Source organism: Lysinibacillus sp. FSL L8-0312 (genome assembly GCF_038003285.1).
GTDB classification, from domain to species: Bacteria; Bacillota; Bacilli; order Bacillales_A; family Planococcaceae; genus Lysinibacillus; species Lysinibacillus fusiformis_D.
In genome coordinates this window covers 1131025-1147649 of the sequence record NZ_JBBOOV010000001.1, presented here as the reverse complement: position 1 = coordinate 1147649, position 16625 = coordinate 1131025, and the positions used below count along the sequence as shown (strand labels likewise).

The 16625-nt window shown below is 37.5% G+C and carries 17 protein-coding genes and 1 riboswitch; of the genes, 11 read left to right on the top strand and 6 right to left on the bottom strand.

Annotated features, from left to right (window positions below):
• Positions 1-14: 14 nt before the first annotated feature.
• Together crcB (MHI22_RS06000) and crcB (MHI22_RS05995) are read right to left on the bottom strand one after the other, a co-directional pair.
• Positions 15-344: a fluoride efflux transporter CrcB gene (gene crcB / locus MHI22_RS06000; protein ID WP_036120561.1), complete on the bottom strand. Its 330-nt coding sequence runs from the start codon at positions 342-344 to the stop codon at positions 15-17.
• Positions 341-703: a fluoride efflux transporter CrcB gene (gene crcB, locus MHI22_RS05995; RefSeq protein ID WP_036120558.1), complete on the bottom strand. Its 363-nt coding sequence runs from the start codon at positions 701-703 to the stop codon at positions 341-343. Before crcB (MHI22_RS05995) ends, crcB (MHI22_RS06000) begins: the two co-directional genes overlap by 4 nt.
• Before the next feature lie 719 nt (positions 704-1422).
• Here crcB (MHI22_RS05995) and MHI22_RS05990 point away from each other — a divergent pair.
• Together MHI22_RS05990 and MHI22_RS05985 are read left to right on the top strand one after the other, a co-directional pair.
• Positions 1423-3165 carry an ABC transporter ATP-binding protein gene (locus tag MHI22_RS05990; RefSeq protein WP_036120555.1) on the top strand — a complete coding sequence of 581 codons (1743 nt, stop codon included), beginning with the start codon at positions 1423-1425 and terminating at the stop codon, positions 3163-3165.
• Positions 3162-4895 (top strand): ABC transporter ATP-binding protein, encoded by a 1734-nt coding sequence (locus MHI22_RS05985; protein WP_036120553.1) that lies wholly within the window; start codon positions 3162-3164, stop codon positions 4893-4895. The genes MHI22_RS05990 and MHI22_RS05985 overlap by 4 nt, the downstream gene beginning before the upstream one ends.
• A gap of 114 nt (positions 4896-5009) precedes the next feature.
• Here MHI22_RS05985 and MHI22_RS05980 read toward each other — a convergent pair whose 3' ends face one another.
• Complete coding sequence (locus MHI22_RS05980; RefSeq protein ID WP_340811371.1) at positions 5010-5366, bottom strand: hypothetical protein; 357 nt, start codon at positions 5364-5366, stop codon at positions 5010-5012.
• Between the two features lie 36 nt (positions 5367-5402).
• Here MHI22_RS05980 and MHI22_RS05975 point away from each other — a divergent pair, with 36 nt between their 5' ends.
• The 5 genes from MHI22_RS05975 to MHI22_RS05955 all read left to right on the top strand — a co-directional run bounded on the left by MHI22_RS05975 (position 5403) and on the right by MHI22_RS05955 (position 9962).
• Positions 5403-5906, top strand: coding sequence for an RNA polymerase sigma factor (locus MHI22_RS05975; RefSeq protein WP_058844585.1), 504 nt, complete (start codon positions 5403-5405; stop codon positions 5904-5906).
• On the top strand, positions 5899-6900 hold the full coding sequence (locus MHI22_RS05970; RefSeq protein WP_340811369.1) for an anti sigma factor C-terminal domain-containing protein: 1002 nt from the start codon (positions 5899-5901) through the stop codon (positions 6898-6900). The genes MHI22_RS05975 and MHI22_RS05970 overlap by 8 nt, the downstream gene beginning before the upstream one ends.
• A gap of 240 nt (positions 6901-7140) precedes the next feature.
• Positions 7141-7896 (top strand): SDR family NAD(P)-dependent oxidoreductase, encoded by a 756-nt coding sequence (locus MHI22_RS05965; RefSeq protein ID WP_036120550.1) that lies wholly within the window; start codon positions 7141-7143, stop codon positions 7894-7896.
• A 25-nt stretch (positions 7897-7921) separates the two neighbouring features.
• Positions 7922-8356, top strand: coding sequence for a MarR family winged helix-turn-helix transcriptional regulator (locus MHI22_RS05960; RefSeq protein WP_036120548.1), 435 nt, complete (start codon positions 7922-7924; stop codon positions 8354-8356).
• Between the two features lie 832 nt (positions 8357-9188).
• Positions 9189-9962, top strand: coding sequence for an IclR family transcriptional regulator (locus tag MHI22_RS05955; protein ID WP_036129090.1), 774 nt, complete (start codon positions 9189-9191; stop codon positions 9960-9962).
• 23 nt (positions 9963-9985) lie between these two features.
• On the opposite strand, the gene MHI22_RS05950 is transcribed toward MHI22_RS05955, so the two are convergent.
• Positions 9986-11188 carry an aminotransferase class V-fold PLP-dependent enzyme gene (locus MHI22_RS05950; protein WP_340811368.1) on the bottom strand — a complete coding sequence of 401 codons (1203 nt, stop codon included), beginning with the start codon at positions 11186-11188 and terminating at the stop codon, positions 9986-9988.
• 14 nt (positions 11189-11202) lie between these two features.
• A complete protein-coding gene (locus tag MHI22_RS05945) occupies positions 11203-12291 on the bottom strand; it encodes a M24 family metallopeptidase (protein WP_340811366.1) in 1089 nt (362 codons plus the stop codon).
• A 296-nt stretch (positions 12292-12587) separates the two neighbouring features.
• On the opposite strand from MHI22_RS05945, the gene MHI22_RS05940 reads away from it, so the two are divergent.
• From MHI22_RS05940 to lepB, 3 genes are all read left to right on the top strand, one after another.
• Positions 12588-13529: an LCP family glycopolymer transferase gene (locus MHI22_RS05940; RefSeq protein ID WP_340811365.1), complete on the top strand. Its 942-nt coding sequence runs from the start codon at positions 12588-12590 to the stop codon at positions 13527-13529.
• Positions 13530-13852: 323 nt separating this feature from the next.
• Positions 13853-13963, top strand: coding sequence for a hypothetical protein (locus MHI22_RS05935; RefSeq protein WP_036129103.1), 111 nt, complete (start codon positions 13853-13855; stop codon positions 13961-13963).
• Between the two features lie 233 nt (positions 13964-14196).
• Complete coding sequence (gene lepB, locus MHI22_RS05930) at positions 14197-14757, top strand: signal peptidase I (RefSeq protein WP_338654622.1); 561 nt, start codon at positions 14197-14199, stop codon at positions 14755-14757.
• A gap of 34 nt (positions 14758-14791) precedes the next feature.
• On the opposite strand, the gene MHI22_RS05925 is transcribed toward lepB, so the two are convergent.
• On the bottom strand, positions 14792-14995 hold the full coding sequence (locus MHI22_RS05925) for a hypothetical protein (protein WP_036129108.1): 204 nt from the start codon (positions 14993-14995) through the stop codon (positions 14792-14794).
• Between the two features lie 160 nt (positions 14996-15155).
• A riboswitch (purine riboswitch) is annotated at positions 15156-15255 on the top strand.
• Between the two features lie 74 nt (positions 15256-15329).
• On the opposite strand from MHI22_RS05925, the gene MHI22_RS05920 reads away from it, so the two are divergent.
• Positions 15330-16520 (top strand): MFS transporter, encoded by a 1191-nt coding sequence (locus tag MHI22_RS05920; protein ID WP_036129111.1) that lies wholly within the window; start codon positions 15330-15332, stop codon positions 16518-16520.
• Positions 16521-16625 lie beyond the last annotated feature (105 nt).

The following is a 16625-nucleotide window of genomic DNA, read 5'->3' as shown; positions in this document are numbered from 1 at the left end:
TACATATCACCTCTTTACACAACAAGATAACCGATAGCAGCAAATAGAATTCCAACTAGCAAGGTACTGGCAATATAGCTAATGGCTTGTCTCCATTTTTGTTGCTCTATAAGCTGTAGTGTTTCAAACCCAAACGTAGAGAATGTCGTGTAGGCTCCTAAAAAGCCTATGCCTATCAATTGCCACAACCAGTCACCGACATGCAGGGCGAATAAAAAACCAAGTGCAAAGGAGCCTGTACAATTAATAATAAAAGTTGCCCATGGATATGGATGTACAAGTAATTTTCCTAAATAGAATCTTGACAAAGCGCCAAAAATTCCCCCAATCCCGACCAAAATCATACCATGCGCCCCCTTGCAAGTCGTATCCCCAGCCATGCACCTGTTAGTCCTCCTAAAACACTTACGGCAACATAAAGTACAGCCTGTAGCCACTCATTATTTTCAAGGAGGAGCAGTGTCTCTAAGGAAAATGTCGAAAAAGTAGTAAAAGCACCACAAAAGCCAGTCCCAAGTCCTACTACAATCGGTGTGCGTTTTATAAAAGTGGTGAAAAGCCATGCTAAGCAAAAGCATCCAACTATATTTATACAAAGTGTTGTATAAGGGAAACCGTTTGTGCTTGGCCAAATCAGATTAAGACCATATCGACTGATTGCGCCAAAAAATCCGCCGATGCTAACTGCTAAAAATGTCTTCAACGTAAAGACCCCTTACTAAAAATGACTATATTGAAAGTGTATCATGAGATGAAAATTTTAGAAATATTTCTTCTGTTAGCCTTCCTATAAAATGATTTCGTGTAATAATCATTTTGTTATGACCAATAGCTTTGTAAAAGAAACGAGCCTTGAGTGCTTGAATCTTGTGAAGGAACTTTCTTTCTCTTTACCCTTTTTGTTCATTTCATCCTTTTGGTCAATATAAGCGACCTAACATTTACTGTAATGTTAAAGTCAATCAACCACTTATGCCTATGCTTTCCTTTTGGTTCTTTTCAATAATTCAACGCTTTAAAGCACTAACTATTTCCTGAAAATGATAAAAAAATAACAGGGTGATAGTTGACAAATATTTCTATAGTGTGATAATCTTCAAGAACACTATAACAAATAAACCAAGGGAGGGCATGACAATGTTAATTTTATTAGTATCAAATTCAATTACAGTTACATACATTGTCCATGCCTAACGCTTATTTAAGATTGCATAAAAAGGTATGGGTTCAATCCTGCCTTTTATAAGAGACACATGCTCTTTTTAGGGTATGTGTCTTTTTTCATGCCAAAAAGGTTGTAGTGAATACTAAAAAGGAGTGTATGTATATGAGAAACACAGTACAACGAATGATTTTCAAAAAGGAATTTCTAGAAAGTGGGTAGTCATCCACAACAGCATGGAAGAAAGAAGGTTATAATGTATGTTTGATGTGTTAAGTAAATTAGGCTGGTTCTTTAAAAAATACTGGAAGCAATATACGGTTGCCATTGTGGTACTCATGATTGCCAGTGGATTAGAGGTCATTCCTCCATATTTATTAGGCTCCATTATCGATTTATTGACTGCAGGAGAAATGACACCAGCTATTTTAACAAAATATGTATTCATTTTTATTGGGATTATTATTGGGGGCTATCTATTAAATTTTGTGTGGCAATTCCGACTATTTGAAGGAGCTATAAACCTTGAGAAAATATTACGTCGAAATTTAATGCAGCATTTTTTACGCATGACCCCAACGTTTTATGAGAAAAACCGTACAGGGGATTTAATGGCACGAGCAACAAATGACTTAAATGCCGTATCCATGACAGCTGGTTTTGGCATTATGACGTTGATTGATTCAACGATTTATATGGGCTTTATCATTTTTGCGATGGGCTATATGATTTCATGGAAGCTCACATTTTTTGCGATGTTACCAGTTCCTATTATGGCCATCCTCATACAATATTTAGGTAAAATTGTTCATGAACGCTATATGAAGGCTCAAGACGCTTTTGGTGAGCTGAACGATAGTGTACTGGAATCTGTTGCAGGAGTTCGAGTGGTGCGCGCCTATGTGCAGGAAAAAAAGGATGAGGCTAATTTTGCGGATATGAGTGAGATTGTGTATGCCAAAAATATTCATACAGCTAAAATTAATGCATTATTCGGCCCGATTACGAAAGTCGGAACAGGTATTAGCTATGTTGTAGCACTCGGTTACGGGGCTCATTTAGTGGCGATAGAGGCAATGACGGTTGGGCAACTGGTCACATTTAATGTGTATTTAGGATTAGCGGTTTGGCCAATCTTTGCGATTGGAGAGCTCATCAATGTTATGCAGCAAGGGAATGCCTCACTGGATCGTGTGCAGGAAACATTGAACTATGATGCAGATGTTCAAAATATTCCGAATCCACAAATGATTGCGACACCTAATGCAATTGGTTTTGATGCTTTAACATTCCAATATCCAATGAGTCAGGTGAAAAACTTACAGCAAATTTCACTTGCCCTGAAAAAAGGTCAAACGCTGGGCATTGTCGGCAAGACGGGTGCGGGAAAAACAACCTTCCTTCGCCAATTATTGCGAGAGTATCCAATCGGACAGGGGCAGCTTTCCATTGACGGTATCGACATCACCTCTCAAACCAAGGAGCAGATTCTTGATTGGATAGGCTATGTGCCGCAAGATCATGTGCTATTCTCACGTACTATTCGTGAAAATATATTATTTGGGAAAGAAGATGCGACACAAGCTGAATTACAGCAGGCGATTCGTGCCGCATATTTTGAAAAAGATTTAGAAAATTTACCAATGGGCCTTGAAACACTTGTTGGGGAAAAAGGTGTATCTCTTTCAGGCGGTCAAAAACAACGTGTATCTATTGCTCGTGCACTGATTAAAGATCCTGAAATTTTAATGCTTGATGATTCGCTTTCGGCTGTCGATGCCAAGACAGAGGCAAGAATTATTGAAAATATTCAGCGTGAACGTCATGGGAAAACGACGATTATTACTACGCATCGCCTATCTGGTATTCAGCATGCGGATGTTATCATCGTGTTGGATGATGGACAAATCGTAGAGCAGGGAACACATGAGGAACTTCTTTCGCAACAAGGATGGTATAAAGAGCAATTTGACCGTCAGCAGCTAGAAGGGGGTGCCTCATGAGTACGAGTCAACGTTTAACACGCTATGCGATGCATTTTAAAAAGCCGATATTACTAGGCTTATTCTTCCTTACAATCGCCGTATTTACGGAGCTTGTTGGGCCATTTATTGCTAAGCATATTATTGATAATTACATGACAATTGGTCATATTGAAATCAAACCGATTACATGGCTACTACTCGTTTATTTACTGTTAGCCATTGCAACGGCTATATTACGCTATTTTATGTATATCTATTTACAAATTGGTGCAAACCGCGTCATTCAAAAATTACGTAAGGATGTTTTTGAGCATATTCAAACTTTACCAATTCAGTATTTCGATAATTTACCAGCAGGTAAAATTGTTGCGCGTGTAACAAATGATACAGAAGCGGTGCGTAATTTATATGTACAGGTGCTATCCAATTTTGTTACGAGCTTTATTTCCATCATTGGTGTATATATCGCACTCTTTATTTTAAACTGGAAAATGGCAATGCTAGCTTTAACGATGATTCCTATTGTTTACGTATGGATGATTTTGTATCGAAAATTTGCCTCAAAGTATAATGATGTCATTCGTACAAAAATCGCTGACATTAATGCCATGATTAATGAATCCATTCAAGGCATGACCATTATTCAGGCATTCCGTCGTGAGCAGCAAATGACGAAGGAATTTGATGACATGAATAATGAGCATTATGCATACGAACGTAAGCTATTAGTGCTCGATTCAGCCACATCCTTTAACCTTGTGAATACGTTAAGACTAATTATGTTTACGGTCTTTATTTTCTATTTTGGTACGCAATCATTTACAGCAACCCAAGTGGTTTCAGCGGGTACTTTGTATGCGTTTGTCGATTATTTAACAAAGCTATTTAATCCAATTACGAACATCGTGAACCAATTTTCTCAGCTTGAGCGTTCTCTAATTGCTGGGAAACGTGTTTTCGAGGTGCTAGATACAGACGGTGAGCCTGTCTCTGAAAAAAGCCTCCAACGATATAAAGGCAATGTCGTTTTCGAGGATGTTTCCTTTGCTTATAAAGACAATGAATACGTGCTGAAAAACCTATCATTTGAGGCACATCAAGGTGAAACGATTGCCTTAGTTGGTCATACGGGCTCTGGAAAAAGTTCCATTATGAACTTGTTATTCCGCTTCTATGACCCATCAAAAGGCAAAATTACCATTGATGGCATTGATATCACCTCTGTTCCTCGTCAAACGATGCGTGAACATATGGGAATAGTGCTACAGGATCCTTACTTATTTACAGGTACGATTGCTTCAAATGTCGGCTTAAACAACCCTAATATATCATCCGAAAAAATAGAAGCTTCTTTAAATGCTGTAGGAGGCGAACGGGTTTTATCGAACTTACCTAATGGTTATGATGAGCCAGTGATTGAGAAGGGTAGTACGTTATCTTCAGGGCAACGTCAGCTGATTTCGTTTGCGCGGGCACTTGCCTTTGATCCAGCGATTTTAATTTTAGATGAAGCGACATCGAATATTGATACGGAAACGGAAGAAATTATTCAGCATGCAATGGATGTCCTGAAAAAAGGACGAACAACATTTATTATTGCCCATCGACTGTCTACGATTAAAAATGCCGATCGTATCCTTGTACTTGATCGAGGACAAATTATAGAGAATGGCACGCATGATGAACTGCTAGCACTTGGCGGTATTTATAACAAAATGTATCAAATGCAAGCGAATTCCTTACAATAAAATCTACGGAAAGCCCCACTTCATAAAAGTGGGGCTTTCCTATTTAACTTACATACGGAAAGATATTGACAAAAAACAACAGAACGGACAGCACTACAGCAACGCCACCCCCTGCTATGAAAAGCTCAAATAACCAGTAGGGTACATTATCATGCCAAGAAAAAGCAATAGTAAACCAACATTGCAAAACCAGAACTGTGCTTTGGCGAGATTTGTCTTCGCGGCATCTTTATTAGTCGAATAAATTGAACCAATAAATCTAGTAGTCTTCCAACTTACCACACCGATACGTGTCGTTTTCCATTGAAGCTGAACGGTATCGTGCATAAACAAGCCGAAAGCTAAACCAATAAATATATTACTGAAATCTCTCCCCGTATAGCATCCATTATGCACAGCTCCCTTTTTGTTGTATTTTTTCGGTAAACTGAAATATTTAGTAGAAATTTTTTTAATATGTAAACTTTTCATTGAGCTCTGCGTTGTATAGGCAGAAGGGAGGTAGACATGGTAAATCAATCAATGAATGAGTTTCTGCAGCAAGTAGGATCTCTGCTCTACCGTTATTTGAGAAAACGTGGATTAGCCCATGAGGATGCAGAAGATATCGTCCAAGATACATGTTATAAATTTTTATTACATAGAAATGGGATTCAGTCAGATAAAGTAATGAGTTGGCTATATCGTGTGGCAACCAATCAGTTTTATGATCTCAAAAGAAAAGAAAAGCGTCATCCAACAACAGAATTTGATGAAGTTCAGTTGACTTCATTGATTCATATTCCTGATTTTCAGGTTCTAAAAAAGGAAAAATTAAAGGATATACGAGACACACTTGAAACGCTATCCATCTTGCATCAGGAATTATTAATACTGAAATATGAGTTGGGATTGTCATACAAAGAAATTTCTACCTTAATGAATAAAAATGAAAACACACTAAAAACGCATGTCAGACGTGCTAGGGAAGAATTTACTGAACGATTTAAGGAGGATATATATTATGAATAAAGAACAAAATGATTTTTTGTTTGATGAGAAACAGACGAAAAAAATAATGAGAAAGGCGAAGTTTTGGTCCACAATAAAAATTATTAGCATAACACTCATCGTTACACCCCTTGTTCTAATAGTATTGTGGTATGGTCTTAGGCATTTATCGTTAAATAGTGCTCAAAAAGTAATGGATGACATTCATTTATTTAACGAAATAAGTGCTCCAAATATTCAAATTAGTAATCAGATATATGACTATAATTTGTTTGGAGGCAAAATAAAAACAACAACATATAAGGTACTTGGAGATCAGCATAGACCATATATTTGGAAGCCTATCGAAAGTGATTATAATCTATTTGGAACGCTTACACGAAGTTACGGCTCTAGCTCCATCCAAATAGAAAGTTCAGAATCACTAGCAGAAACAAATCAATTCGAACGGTTTAATGACTACACTGGTGATCTAGAAATGTTTTTTTATCATCCAAAGATTTCATACGATAATTATCAAGATAGTATCAGCCAACTGAATCAATTGGAAAAAAATACTTTAGTAGAACTAGCAATTTCTTTTGACAATGCATATAGTTTTGATGAGATTAAAAGCAAGTTACCTATTGATGTACAAGTAGATTGGTGGTGGGTGGATACCTTTACAGAGGATACCATAAATTTTTTGAAGCAAGGACAGAATACGATTGCAGCCAATTATCCGTACATTTATGGGTTTCAATCAGAGCAATCAAAACCAAAAGCTCGACGTTCTTCAAGTGACGAGGTTGACACCTTTATTCGAAACATTGAGCTTCTTCGTAAAAGCAAGAACTTCGAATGGGAAACAAACCAGGTTTATCAAGCTTTAATAGGGGAAAAAGGAACCATTGATAAAAGTGATGTGAAAATGATAGGGGCAGTAGTTACGGGCACACCAGAGCAATTAGAGTCATTACAAGGACAAGCATACATTAAAGGGTCTATATTTGGTGTAATATCAAATCAGAAATAGAAGTTTTGAAAAGAGTAATCGGCACTATCTTGCAGGAAAGATCAATTTTAGAAAAGCCTATTTTGGATTAACCTTTCTCCAAAATAGGCTTTTCTTTTTATTCGTTTAACAAAAAATAATAGCTAGTTGAATGATTATAAAGTGATAGTAGTGACGGATAAAGGTAAAGCAATTTAGTTTAAAATTAAATAGTTTAATGTTAAACTATTTAGGAATGAAAGAAAAGGAGATGTGTTAGCGATGGGTAAACTACAAGACAAAGTGGTTATCATTACTGGGGGAGCAGGCGGTATCGGTAGTGGGATGGCAAAAGCAATGGCAAAGGAAGGGGCTGTCGTTACAATTGTTGATTTAAATGCAGAGGCGGGTGAGGTAATGGCAAAAGAATTGCAAGAAATCTCACCAAAATCTATGTTTTTGCAGGCGAATTTAATGGAACGCGATCAATTACCAAAAATTATTGATACAGTCGTAGAAAAATACGGTAAACTAGATGTGCTAGTTAATAACGCTCATGCTGCGAAACAAGTTACAATAGAAGAAACAACACAGGCAGATCTTGATTTATCGTTTGGGACAGGTTTTTATCCAACCTTCTATTTAATGCAAGCAGCACTCCCACATTTAAAAGAAACGAAGGGCAATATTATTAACTTTGCATCTGGGGCAGGTATTCAAGGCCATGAGACACAGGCAGCTTATGCCGCAGCTAAGGAAGCAATCCGCGGTATTTCTCGTGTTGCCGCAAATGAATGGGGACGTTTTGGTATCAATGTCAATATCATTAGTCCACTTGCGGATTCACCAGGTGTACAGGCATGGGCAAAAGCACAACCAGAATATTATGAAGCGGTTAGAAGTAAAATTCCACTTGGTCGTTTTGGTGATATTGAGCAAGATATCGGTCGAGTAGCTGTTTTCTTAGCTTCTGACGATTCCCAATACATCACGGGTCAAACGATTATGGTGGATGGAGGTTCACTAATGCTTCATTAGTTCTGGGCGTTCGAGGAGGATTTTTTTGAAACAGACAAATATTTTTAAACTCATTCATATGATTGAACAGGTGAATAATGCCAATATTATACGCTTTACAAAAGCGTTTCCATATCCTTTAGGAATTTCACCGATTTTAGTGTTAAACGAGCTACATGTTAAAGGCCCTCAAAAACAAGCAGAATTAGCTGAAACCATTGGCTATACGAAAGGTGCTATGACAAGCATTGCAGAAAAATTGGTTAAGCTTGGATTAGCGGAAAGACTTTATGATCCATCTGACCGCCGCACCATTCGCTTGCAAATTACGGAAGAGGGGAAAGTAGCTTTGGCGAAGGCTCAATCCATCGGGAAAGAGGTCTTTGTACAGCTTTTTGAAGTATTAGATGACAAGGAAATTGCCCAATATTTGCTGATTCAAGAGAAATTAGTACAGGGAATTCAACAGAAAAATGACTAGCTAATTATCAACTCGCCTCTAAGAAATTTTATAGAGGTGAGTTGATTTTCTTTTTGCTGGATATTTATATTAATGTCATAGGTGGTGGAAGTCTATGGCTTTGAACGGATAGAATACTCAAAGTGAAGGATAGAACTCAATATGTGAAGGATAAAACAAGAAAACTGGTGGATAGAACTCATCTTTTGCCCGATAGAATGGCTTTGAACGGATAGAATACTCAAAGTGAAGGATAGAACTCAATATGTGAAGGATAAAATGGGAAAACTGGTGGATAGAGCGAACCTTTTGCCTGATAGAATGGCTTTGAACGGATAGGATACTCAAACTGAAGGATAGAATTCAATATGTGAAGGATAAAACGGGAAAACTAGTGGATAGAGCGCACCTTTTGCCCGATAGAATGGCTTTGAACGGATAGAATACTCAAAGTGAAGGATAGAACTCAATATGTGAAGGATAGAACAGGAAAACTAGTGGATAGAGCGCACCTTTTGCCTGATAGAATGGCTTTGAACGGATAGGATACTCAAAGTGAAGGATAGAACTCAATATGTGAAGGATAGAACTCAATATGTGAAGGATAGAACAGGAAAACTAGTGGATAGAGCGCACCTTTTACCCGATAGAATAGCTTTGAACGGATAGGATATCCAAACCGAAGGATAGAGCGCACCTTTTACCCGAATAGAATCACTCTAAACAGATAGGATGCCCGAACTCAATATTTTGTTTAAAATCTAATTGTAAAATAGTTGAATTTATTGAAAATTGTCCAGCTTCATTTTATAATCAAGATACGGTTCTATTATAGAGACAATCGAGGTGTGAAATGACATTAAAAACATTGGATAACTCATTAGAGGTTTTAAAATATTTTAATAAAGAAAATCCTACATGGGGTGTGCGTGAATTAGCAAAGGAGATGAATATTAGTCATTCTATTATTTATCGAATTTTAGTTACATTCGAGAGTCATGGATTTCTGATTCAAAATCCTGAGACAAAAAAATATGAATTAGGGCTTCGTTTTTTAGAGTATGGTCAGATGGTGAAAGATAAATTAAATCTTTCTGATTTTGTTTTGCCAATTATGAAAAATCTTGCAGAAACCATTAAAGAGTCGGTATTTCTAACTTGGCTAGATGGCAAAGATGGCGTCACCGTGGAAATAGCTGAAGGCTCTCAAACAATTAAGTTTTCGGTGTCAATGGGCACACGAACACCACTACATATTGGGGCTTCTTGTAAAGTCATCATGGCCTATCTACCTGAGGATCGGAAGAAGGAGATTATGGAGCATGGTATGAAAAGATTAACCCCAGAAACGATTACTGACCCCGAAGAAATGATAGCCGATTTAGAAAAAATTCAACAACAAGGCTGGTGCTTCTCGACGGGGGAATATGCTCATTCTGTTTTTGGGCTTGGTGTACCTCTTTTTAACAGCAAAAAAGAAGTAATTGCTTCTTTAACGATTGCAGGACCTATTTATCGTAAACCAACAGAGGAAAAGTTACCTGAAATGGTGAATATTCTTCAATATGGAGCGATGAATATTCAACGTTATTTCGATCAGTATAGCTTTAAGCTGTATCATGAATAAGCTTGAAACAAGGCTCAAGATAGTTAATATCTATCTTGGGCCTTTGCTCTGATTTCCTTCATGAACGATACAGCCGTGTCTATTTCTTCAAACGTATTAAAATAATGTGGGGAAAAACGAGCCATTTGACTAATCTGATTACGTTCCATAATGGCATTGGCCATAAATGTACCAGCCTCAATAATGACCCCACGTTCTGCTAATTCATTCGTTAGCTCATCTGGAGAAATCCCTTCTATATTAAACGGCGTAATGGATAATCGATGTGCACTATTTTGTGGACCATATAACACAATACCTGGGATGGTTGAGAGCTGTTCCACTAAATAGTTTGTTAATTGTTGTACTCTTTCATAAATAGAGTGAATACCAATAGCGTTGGCATAGTCAATCGCTGCTCCCAATCCCAAAATACTTGGGATGATTGGACAGCCTGGCTCAAAACGTTTCGCTGTTTCTAAAAAAGAATACTCATCGTTTTGATAATCCCACTGGGTACTACCCCAGCCAATCATAATAGGTGTGAGTGCTGGGATAAGCGCTTGGCGCACATATAAAATACCTGAACCCTCAGGGCCGCGCAACCATTTTCGGCCACAGGCAACTAAAAAGTCACAGCCAAGCTCTGCAACATGTATCGGTGTTAAACCAACAGTTTGATTGGCATTAATCAATGTTAATACATGGTGTTGCTGTGCCAGCTGACAAATTTCCTTGGCGGGCTGGAGTGCACCAGCAGCATTGGACATATGGGCAAAGGCAATCAATTTTGTGTGTGGCGTGATGAGTTGCTCCAGCTCTTGTAAATCTACTAGATACTCCGCATTAGTTTTCAAAACTTTTAACTGAACACCTTGTTGCTGAAGGGCAAGCCAAGGCACATAGTTACTTAACATTTCTGTATCGAGCACAATGACCTCATCACCTTGTTCCCATTGCAAGCCCCCTGCTATATAATTAATAGCCATTGAACCGTTTGGCACAAAGGCAATTTCTTCTTTTTTGGCGCCGATAAATAATGCGCTTTTCTCTCGTATACGCTCTACCTGTGCATATATTTCTTGACGAAAAGAGGGGAAGTAGGGACCAATACTCGCTTGTTTTTGAAGATAGCTAGCCATTACATCCACTACTGGCTGGGGCATGGCAGAAGCAGCAGCCGTGTTTAAATAAATATAGTGCTCTAGTAGCGGCATATCTTTTTGTATTTTCATCATATTTAACATTGTGCGCACCAGCCTTATAAAATGATTAATTCTTTCGGATAGGTCATTAAATTCTTATAACCATTTTCTGTAACAATTAAATTATCCTCGATACGAACACCGCCGACATCCTGAACGTAGATACCTGGCTCCACTGTAAATGCCATACCAGGTTTTAATACTAGCTGATTACGCTGCATGATATAAGGTTCCTCATGTGCACTTAAACCAATACCATGGCCAAGTCGGTGTGTGAAATTGTCACCATAGCCTGCGGCGTGAATAATGCCTCTTGCTATAGCATCGATGTCATGTGCTGTCATGCCTGGTTTGATCGCTTCTATTGCCGTTTCATTGGCTTGTTTAACAATGCTGTAAATCGTTTTTAAAGTTGGAGAAATCTCCCCTAAAGCTACCGTTCTAGTCATATCTGCCACATAGCCCTTATAAATGGCCCCAAAGTCTATGACGATCAATTCGCCTGTCTCTATTTTTTTCATGCTTGCTCTGCCGTGGGGAAGCGCTCCTCGGTAACCTGATGCCACAATGGTTCCAAAAGGTGTTCCCTCTGAACCACGTCGTCTCATTTCATATTCTAATTGTGCAGCGACTTCCATTTCTGAAACACCAGCTCGTATCGTTGGCAATGTTGCTTCAAGACTTTCTTCTGCAATTTGTACAGCCTGTCGCATCAAGGCTATTTCATGATGCTCTTTTTTCATACGGAGTTCACGAATGGATTCACCGATGTCACATAAATTGTTATATGTAAGGTGTTCGATTGCTTTTTGTTCCTTTACGTGCATCGTGTCAAATTCCACACCAAGTGTTTGCGACGCTCCCAGCTCTTTTTTAAATTGCCAGATGGCCTGTGTCGGTCCCTCTTCATCTGAATAAGATACGATAGCATTCGCACACTCCGTATCAACTTTTGTTAGTTCTACTTGTGGTACTAGAAAATATAATTGATTGTTAGCCGTGATAGCCACTAACGTTAAGCGCTCACTTTGCTTTAACTGGAGACCTGTAAAATAAGACATATTCGACCCAGGTACAAGAATCGCCACATCAATTTGCTGTTGCTGCATATAGGAAACTAGTTTCTCTCTTCTATTTTGAAACATAGGGTCATTCCTCCTAAAATAAGTTATATTAATTGTTTCTATTATAGATACAGTGTATCTTAAGATTATATATTAATAATAATGAATTTTCAATAAATAAAGTGGATGTCAGCCTAATAGGTGGCTCTAATAGGAAGGGAATTTACAAATGAGGGAATAGTATGCTGTTAATTTAGTAAATACTAGTGTACGTCTTTTTTTCGTCCATTATGCATATAAGTAGACTAGATAAACTTTTTTCCAACTTAATACGTCAAAAAGAGGGGCAAAATTGTTAAGCAAGAAAGGACTAATGTATGGAAAAAAATATGAAACGCTCAAAAGAGAAAAAGAGCAAGAAAAAATTATGGCTGTGGATAGTCGGTAGCCTACTAGCAATATTTTTAATTTTTATAGGTGCTGCTTACTTTACCATCCAAAAAACTATGAATAAAATAAATACACCACTTATTCAAACAACTGATGCTGCACAACTCGAAGAAAAAACAGTGATCAAAAAAGAACCATTCTCGGTTCTCATGCTTGGGGTCGATGAACGAAAAGATGATAGCGGCCGTTCCGATACTATGATTGTGATTACTGTGAATCCTGAAAAACAGACAATGAAAATGCTTAGTATTCCCCGTGATACACGTACAGAAATTATTGGTCATGATACCGTTGATAAAATTAATCATGCCTATGCCTTTGGTGGCGTTCCGATGGCTGTAGATACAGTGGAAAATTTTCTAAATATACCTATTGATTATTATGTGTTTATTAATATGGAGGGTTTTCTACAAATTATTGACACGCTTGGGGGCGTAACCATCAATAATGATATGGATTTAACTTTTGATGAATATCATTTCCCAGAGGGAGAAATTACGTTAGACGGTAATGAGGCACTGATTTTTTCACGTATTCGTTACGAAGATCCGCGCGGTGATTTTGGTCGCCAAATTCGTCAGCGCCAAATTATTGAAGCTGTAATGAAAAAAGCTTCTACACCATCTACGTTATTAAAAGCAACAGATATGCTGAATGTTCTAGGTGATAATGTGCGTATGAACTTTTCTGTCAAGGATCTTATTCAGCTGCAAGGTCTTTATAAAAAGATGGATGCAGATATTGAACAGTTGTCATTTGACGAGGGGGATGGTCAAAGGATTAACCATATTTGGTACTACATTCCGAATGAGACAGAGCTTGAAGAAATACAAATAGATTTAAAAAATCATTTACAAAAAAGTAAGTAAGTTAGCTACAACTTTGGGCCATGAAGGGAGGGAGATGAATGAATGGGAGGACCCAGGTGCTTAGGTATACAGCACTGAATCATTGCATGCAAAGCTATGTACCTAAACGTAAAGTGCGAAAAAATCCAGTCCAATCAGCGATAAGAGGCCTACAAGTATTGTGTTTAAAATTGTTTATGTAAGAGATAAAAAATCATTCAGGTAGGGCGCATGCCTAGTTGAATGATTTTTTTATGGCTTCATCAATCATTTTCCAATATTTCTTGAAATATCAGAAAATTAAGTGTATACTGACATTAGAAATGGTTAAAGGAGTGATTGTGATGATTATAGGCACAATTTTATTAGCATTTGCATTACCAGTGGGTATCGTATTAGCAGCAGATTTATTAAACGAGCAGCGTCACTCTACTACACTATCTAACCATTCATAATGACCAAACAACTAAAACGTTCATTTTTAGACAATGCTACCTTGTAGCCTTGTCTATTTTTTATGTTATTTCAGCAGGTATCACAGGTTCATTTTTACTCGTCAGCATGAAAAAATCTGGACGCAATTATACGAAAGTTTAGTCAATAAATTGGAAACTATTTATGTGATTCATTCGTCAATAGTATAGAGAAAATGTTATACTATATAAAAAAACAGTATCGGGGAATGAGCATGCAAGAGGAAAAAACATCTAATTTTAAAAAAGAAATAATATCCTACATTAAAATTATTGTCATTACAGCAGTTGTCGTTTTTGGCTGTAAGCAATTTTTATTTGCGCCGATCAAAGTGCAGGGAGCATCGATGTATCCGACGTATCATGATAAGGATATTATTATTGTAAGTAAAACAAGTAAAATCGAACGTTTCGATCAAATTGTTTTCCAATCACCTGTAGAGGATGAGTTATATATTAAACGTGTAATTGGTCTTCCAGGAGATAAAGTCGAAATGAAAGATGATGTATTGTATGTCAATGGCAAAGCGTACAAAGAAGATTATGTCAATCGCCAAACAGAGGATCCTAATCAATTACGCATTACGGAAAACTTTACGTTGGAACAATTAGTGAATGAACAAGAAGTGCCAAAGGGAATGTTTTTTGTGCTTGGTGACAATCGCCTAAAAAGTAGTGATAGTCGCCATTATGGTTTAATTTCCGAGGATGCAGTTTACGGTGAATCAAAATTAATACTATATCCATTTAGCCATTTTCATATTGGTTCAAAATGATGAAAAAGAGGTCACTCCCTTGAGTAGCCTCTTTTTAATTTTGGGGTAAATCTGTACAGCTTTTATACGTGGGATAATAGACACAAATTCTTGAGTTTTCAACGGTTTCTTTAATGGGCGACGGCCTACTTTTTGCTGGAGAATGGATTGCTGGTTCTTCAATCGTGAACTCTTCTACTACTAATTCTACGCCATAAAATAGTATTAAAAAATAGCAAACAAATCCTACTATGCGCAAACAATCACCTCTTAAAATAGTTATTGTATGTTAATATGTATGGTCAAATTCGTCGAAATATAAGCAGAAATTCAAAATTTTCTCTCGATTCCACGGTTTTATGATGGCGTTCATTCTATGAAAAAAATCTATTGTCAATGAAATTTTGATGTGCTACTATAGCTAAAGTAAATATTTGATCTGTATAACCTCAATAATATGGATTGAGGGTCTCTACCAGGAACCATAAAATCCTGACTACAAAACTTTGCTTCATTTTTGTAGTCAGGATTTTTTTATTATGTTTAAAAAAAATCTCCTACAAAAATGGAAGTGTAATGAAAGGGAGATTACGATGAATTGGAGAGTTTATATTCTTGCAGTGACAACCTTCGCAGTAGGGTTAGTTGAATTAATTGTTGGTGGAATCCTGCCAAATATTGCAGAGGATTTACATGTATCATTAGCAACAGCAGGACAATTAATCACAATTTTTGCACTGGTTTATGCGATTTCTGCGCCAGTCCTACTATCCTTGACAGCCAAGGTGGAACGGAAGCGCTTATTCCTTATTTCTTTATTTATTTTCACGTTAGGGAATCTAATGACCTTCTTTAGTACAACGTTCATCATTGTGCTAATTGCTCGTATTTTCACAGCGATGAGTACAGCGTTAGTCATCGTATTATCATTAACGATTACTACTAAAATCGTAGAGCCTCGCCACCGTGCCAAAGCATTAGGGCTTGTTTTTATGGGCGTAAGTTCCGCGCTTGTAATCGGTGTGCCAATGGGTATTTTTATTACAGAAGCGTTTGGCTGGCGTGCTGTATTTTTAGGTATTAGTATCCTGTCAACGATTTCAATGGTTTTAATTGCCTTATTGCTTGAAAAAATGCCAATCGGAGAAGTAGTGCCACTGAAGGCACAAATCAAATCATTGGCGAATTTGAAAATCCTAACTGCACAGTTAACTACGCTGTTTATGTTAGCGGGTCATTACATGCTCTACGCTTATTTAACACCATTTTTAGTAGAAGCATTTGATCTGAGTGCCTCATGGATTAGTATTTGCTACTTAATTTTCGGTATTGCCTCTGTTAGCGGGAACGCTATAGGAGGCTGGGTGAGTGATAAAATTGGCACAAGCAAGGCTATTATTTTAATCGTCTCTGCCTTTGCCATTGTGTTATTTACTATTCCTTATACAGTTATTGCCTTGCCACTGTTTTTAGTATTTACGGTTTTATGGGGGGCGTTGAGCTGGGCTTTGACACCACCATTACAAAATTATTTAATTCAGGCAGATCCTCAATCATCTGATATTCAGCAAAGCTTAAATACAGCTGCCCTGCAAATCGGGATCTCCATCGGATCAGCAGTAGGAGGCGCCATGTTTGCTTGGACAGGGTCCGTTATGCACTTAGCAAGCTTTGGTACGATTCTAGTTCTCTGTGCATTAGCTTGTGCCATCTTCTCTATCAAAAGAGCACCTCTTGGTCAGGAGCAGCACGTAGATTATTCATCAGCACATCATAACTCGTAATAGAACAACTGCCTGTAAGGTATTGGGAAAGCCATCCCAATACCTTTTTTTGAATCTATTTTCGAATCGTTTCAAAAATTAAATTCTCTATGGTTTCTTAGCATA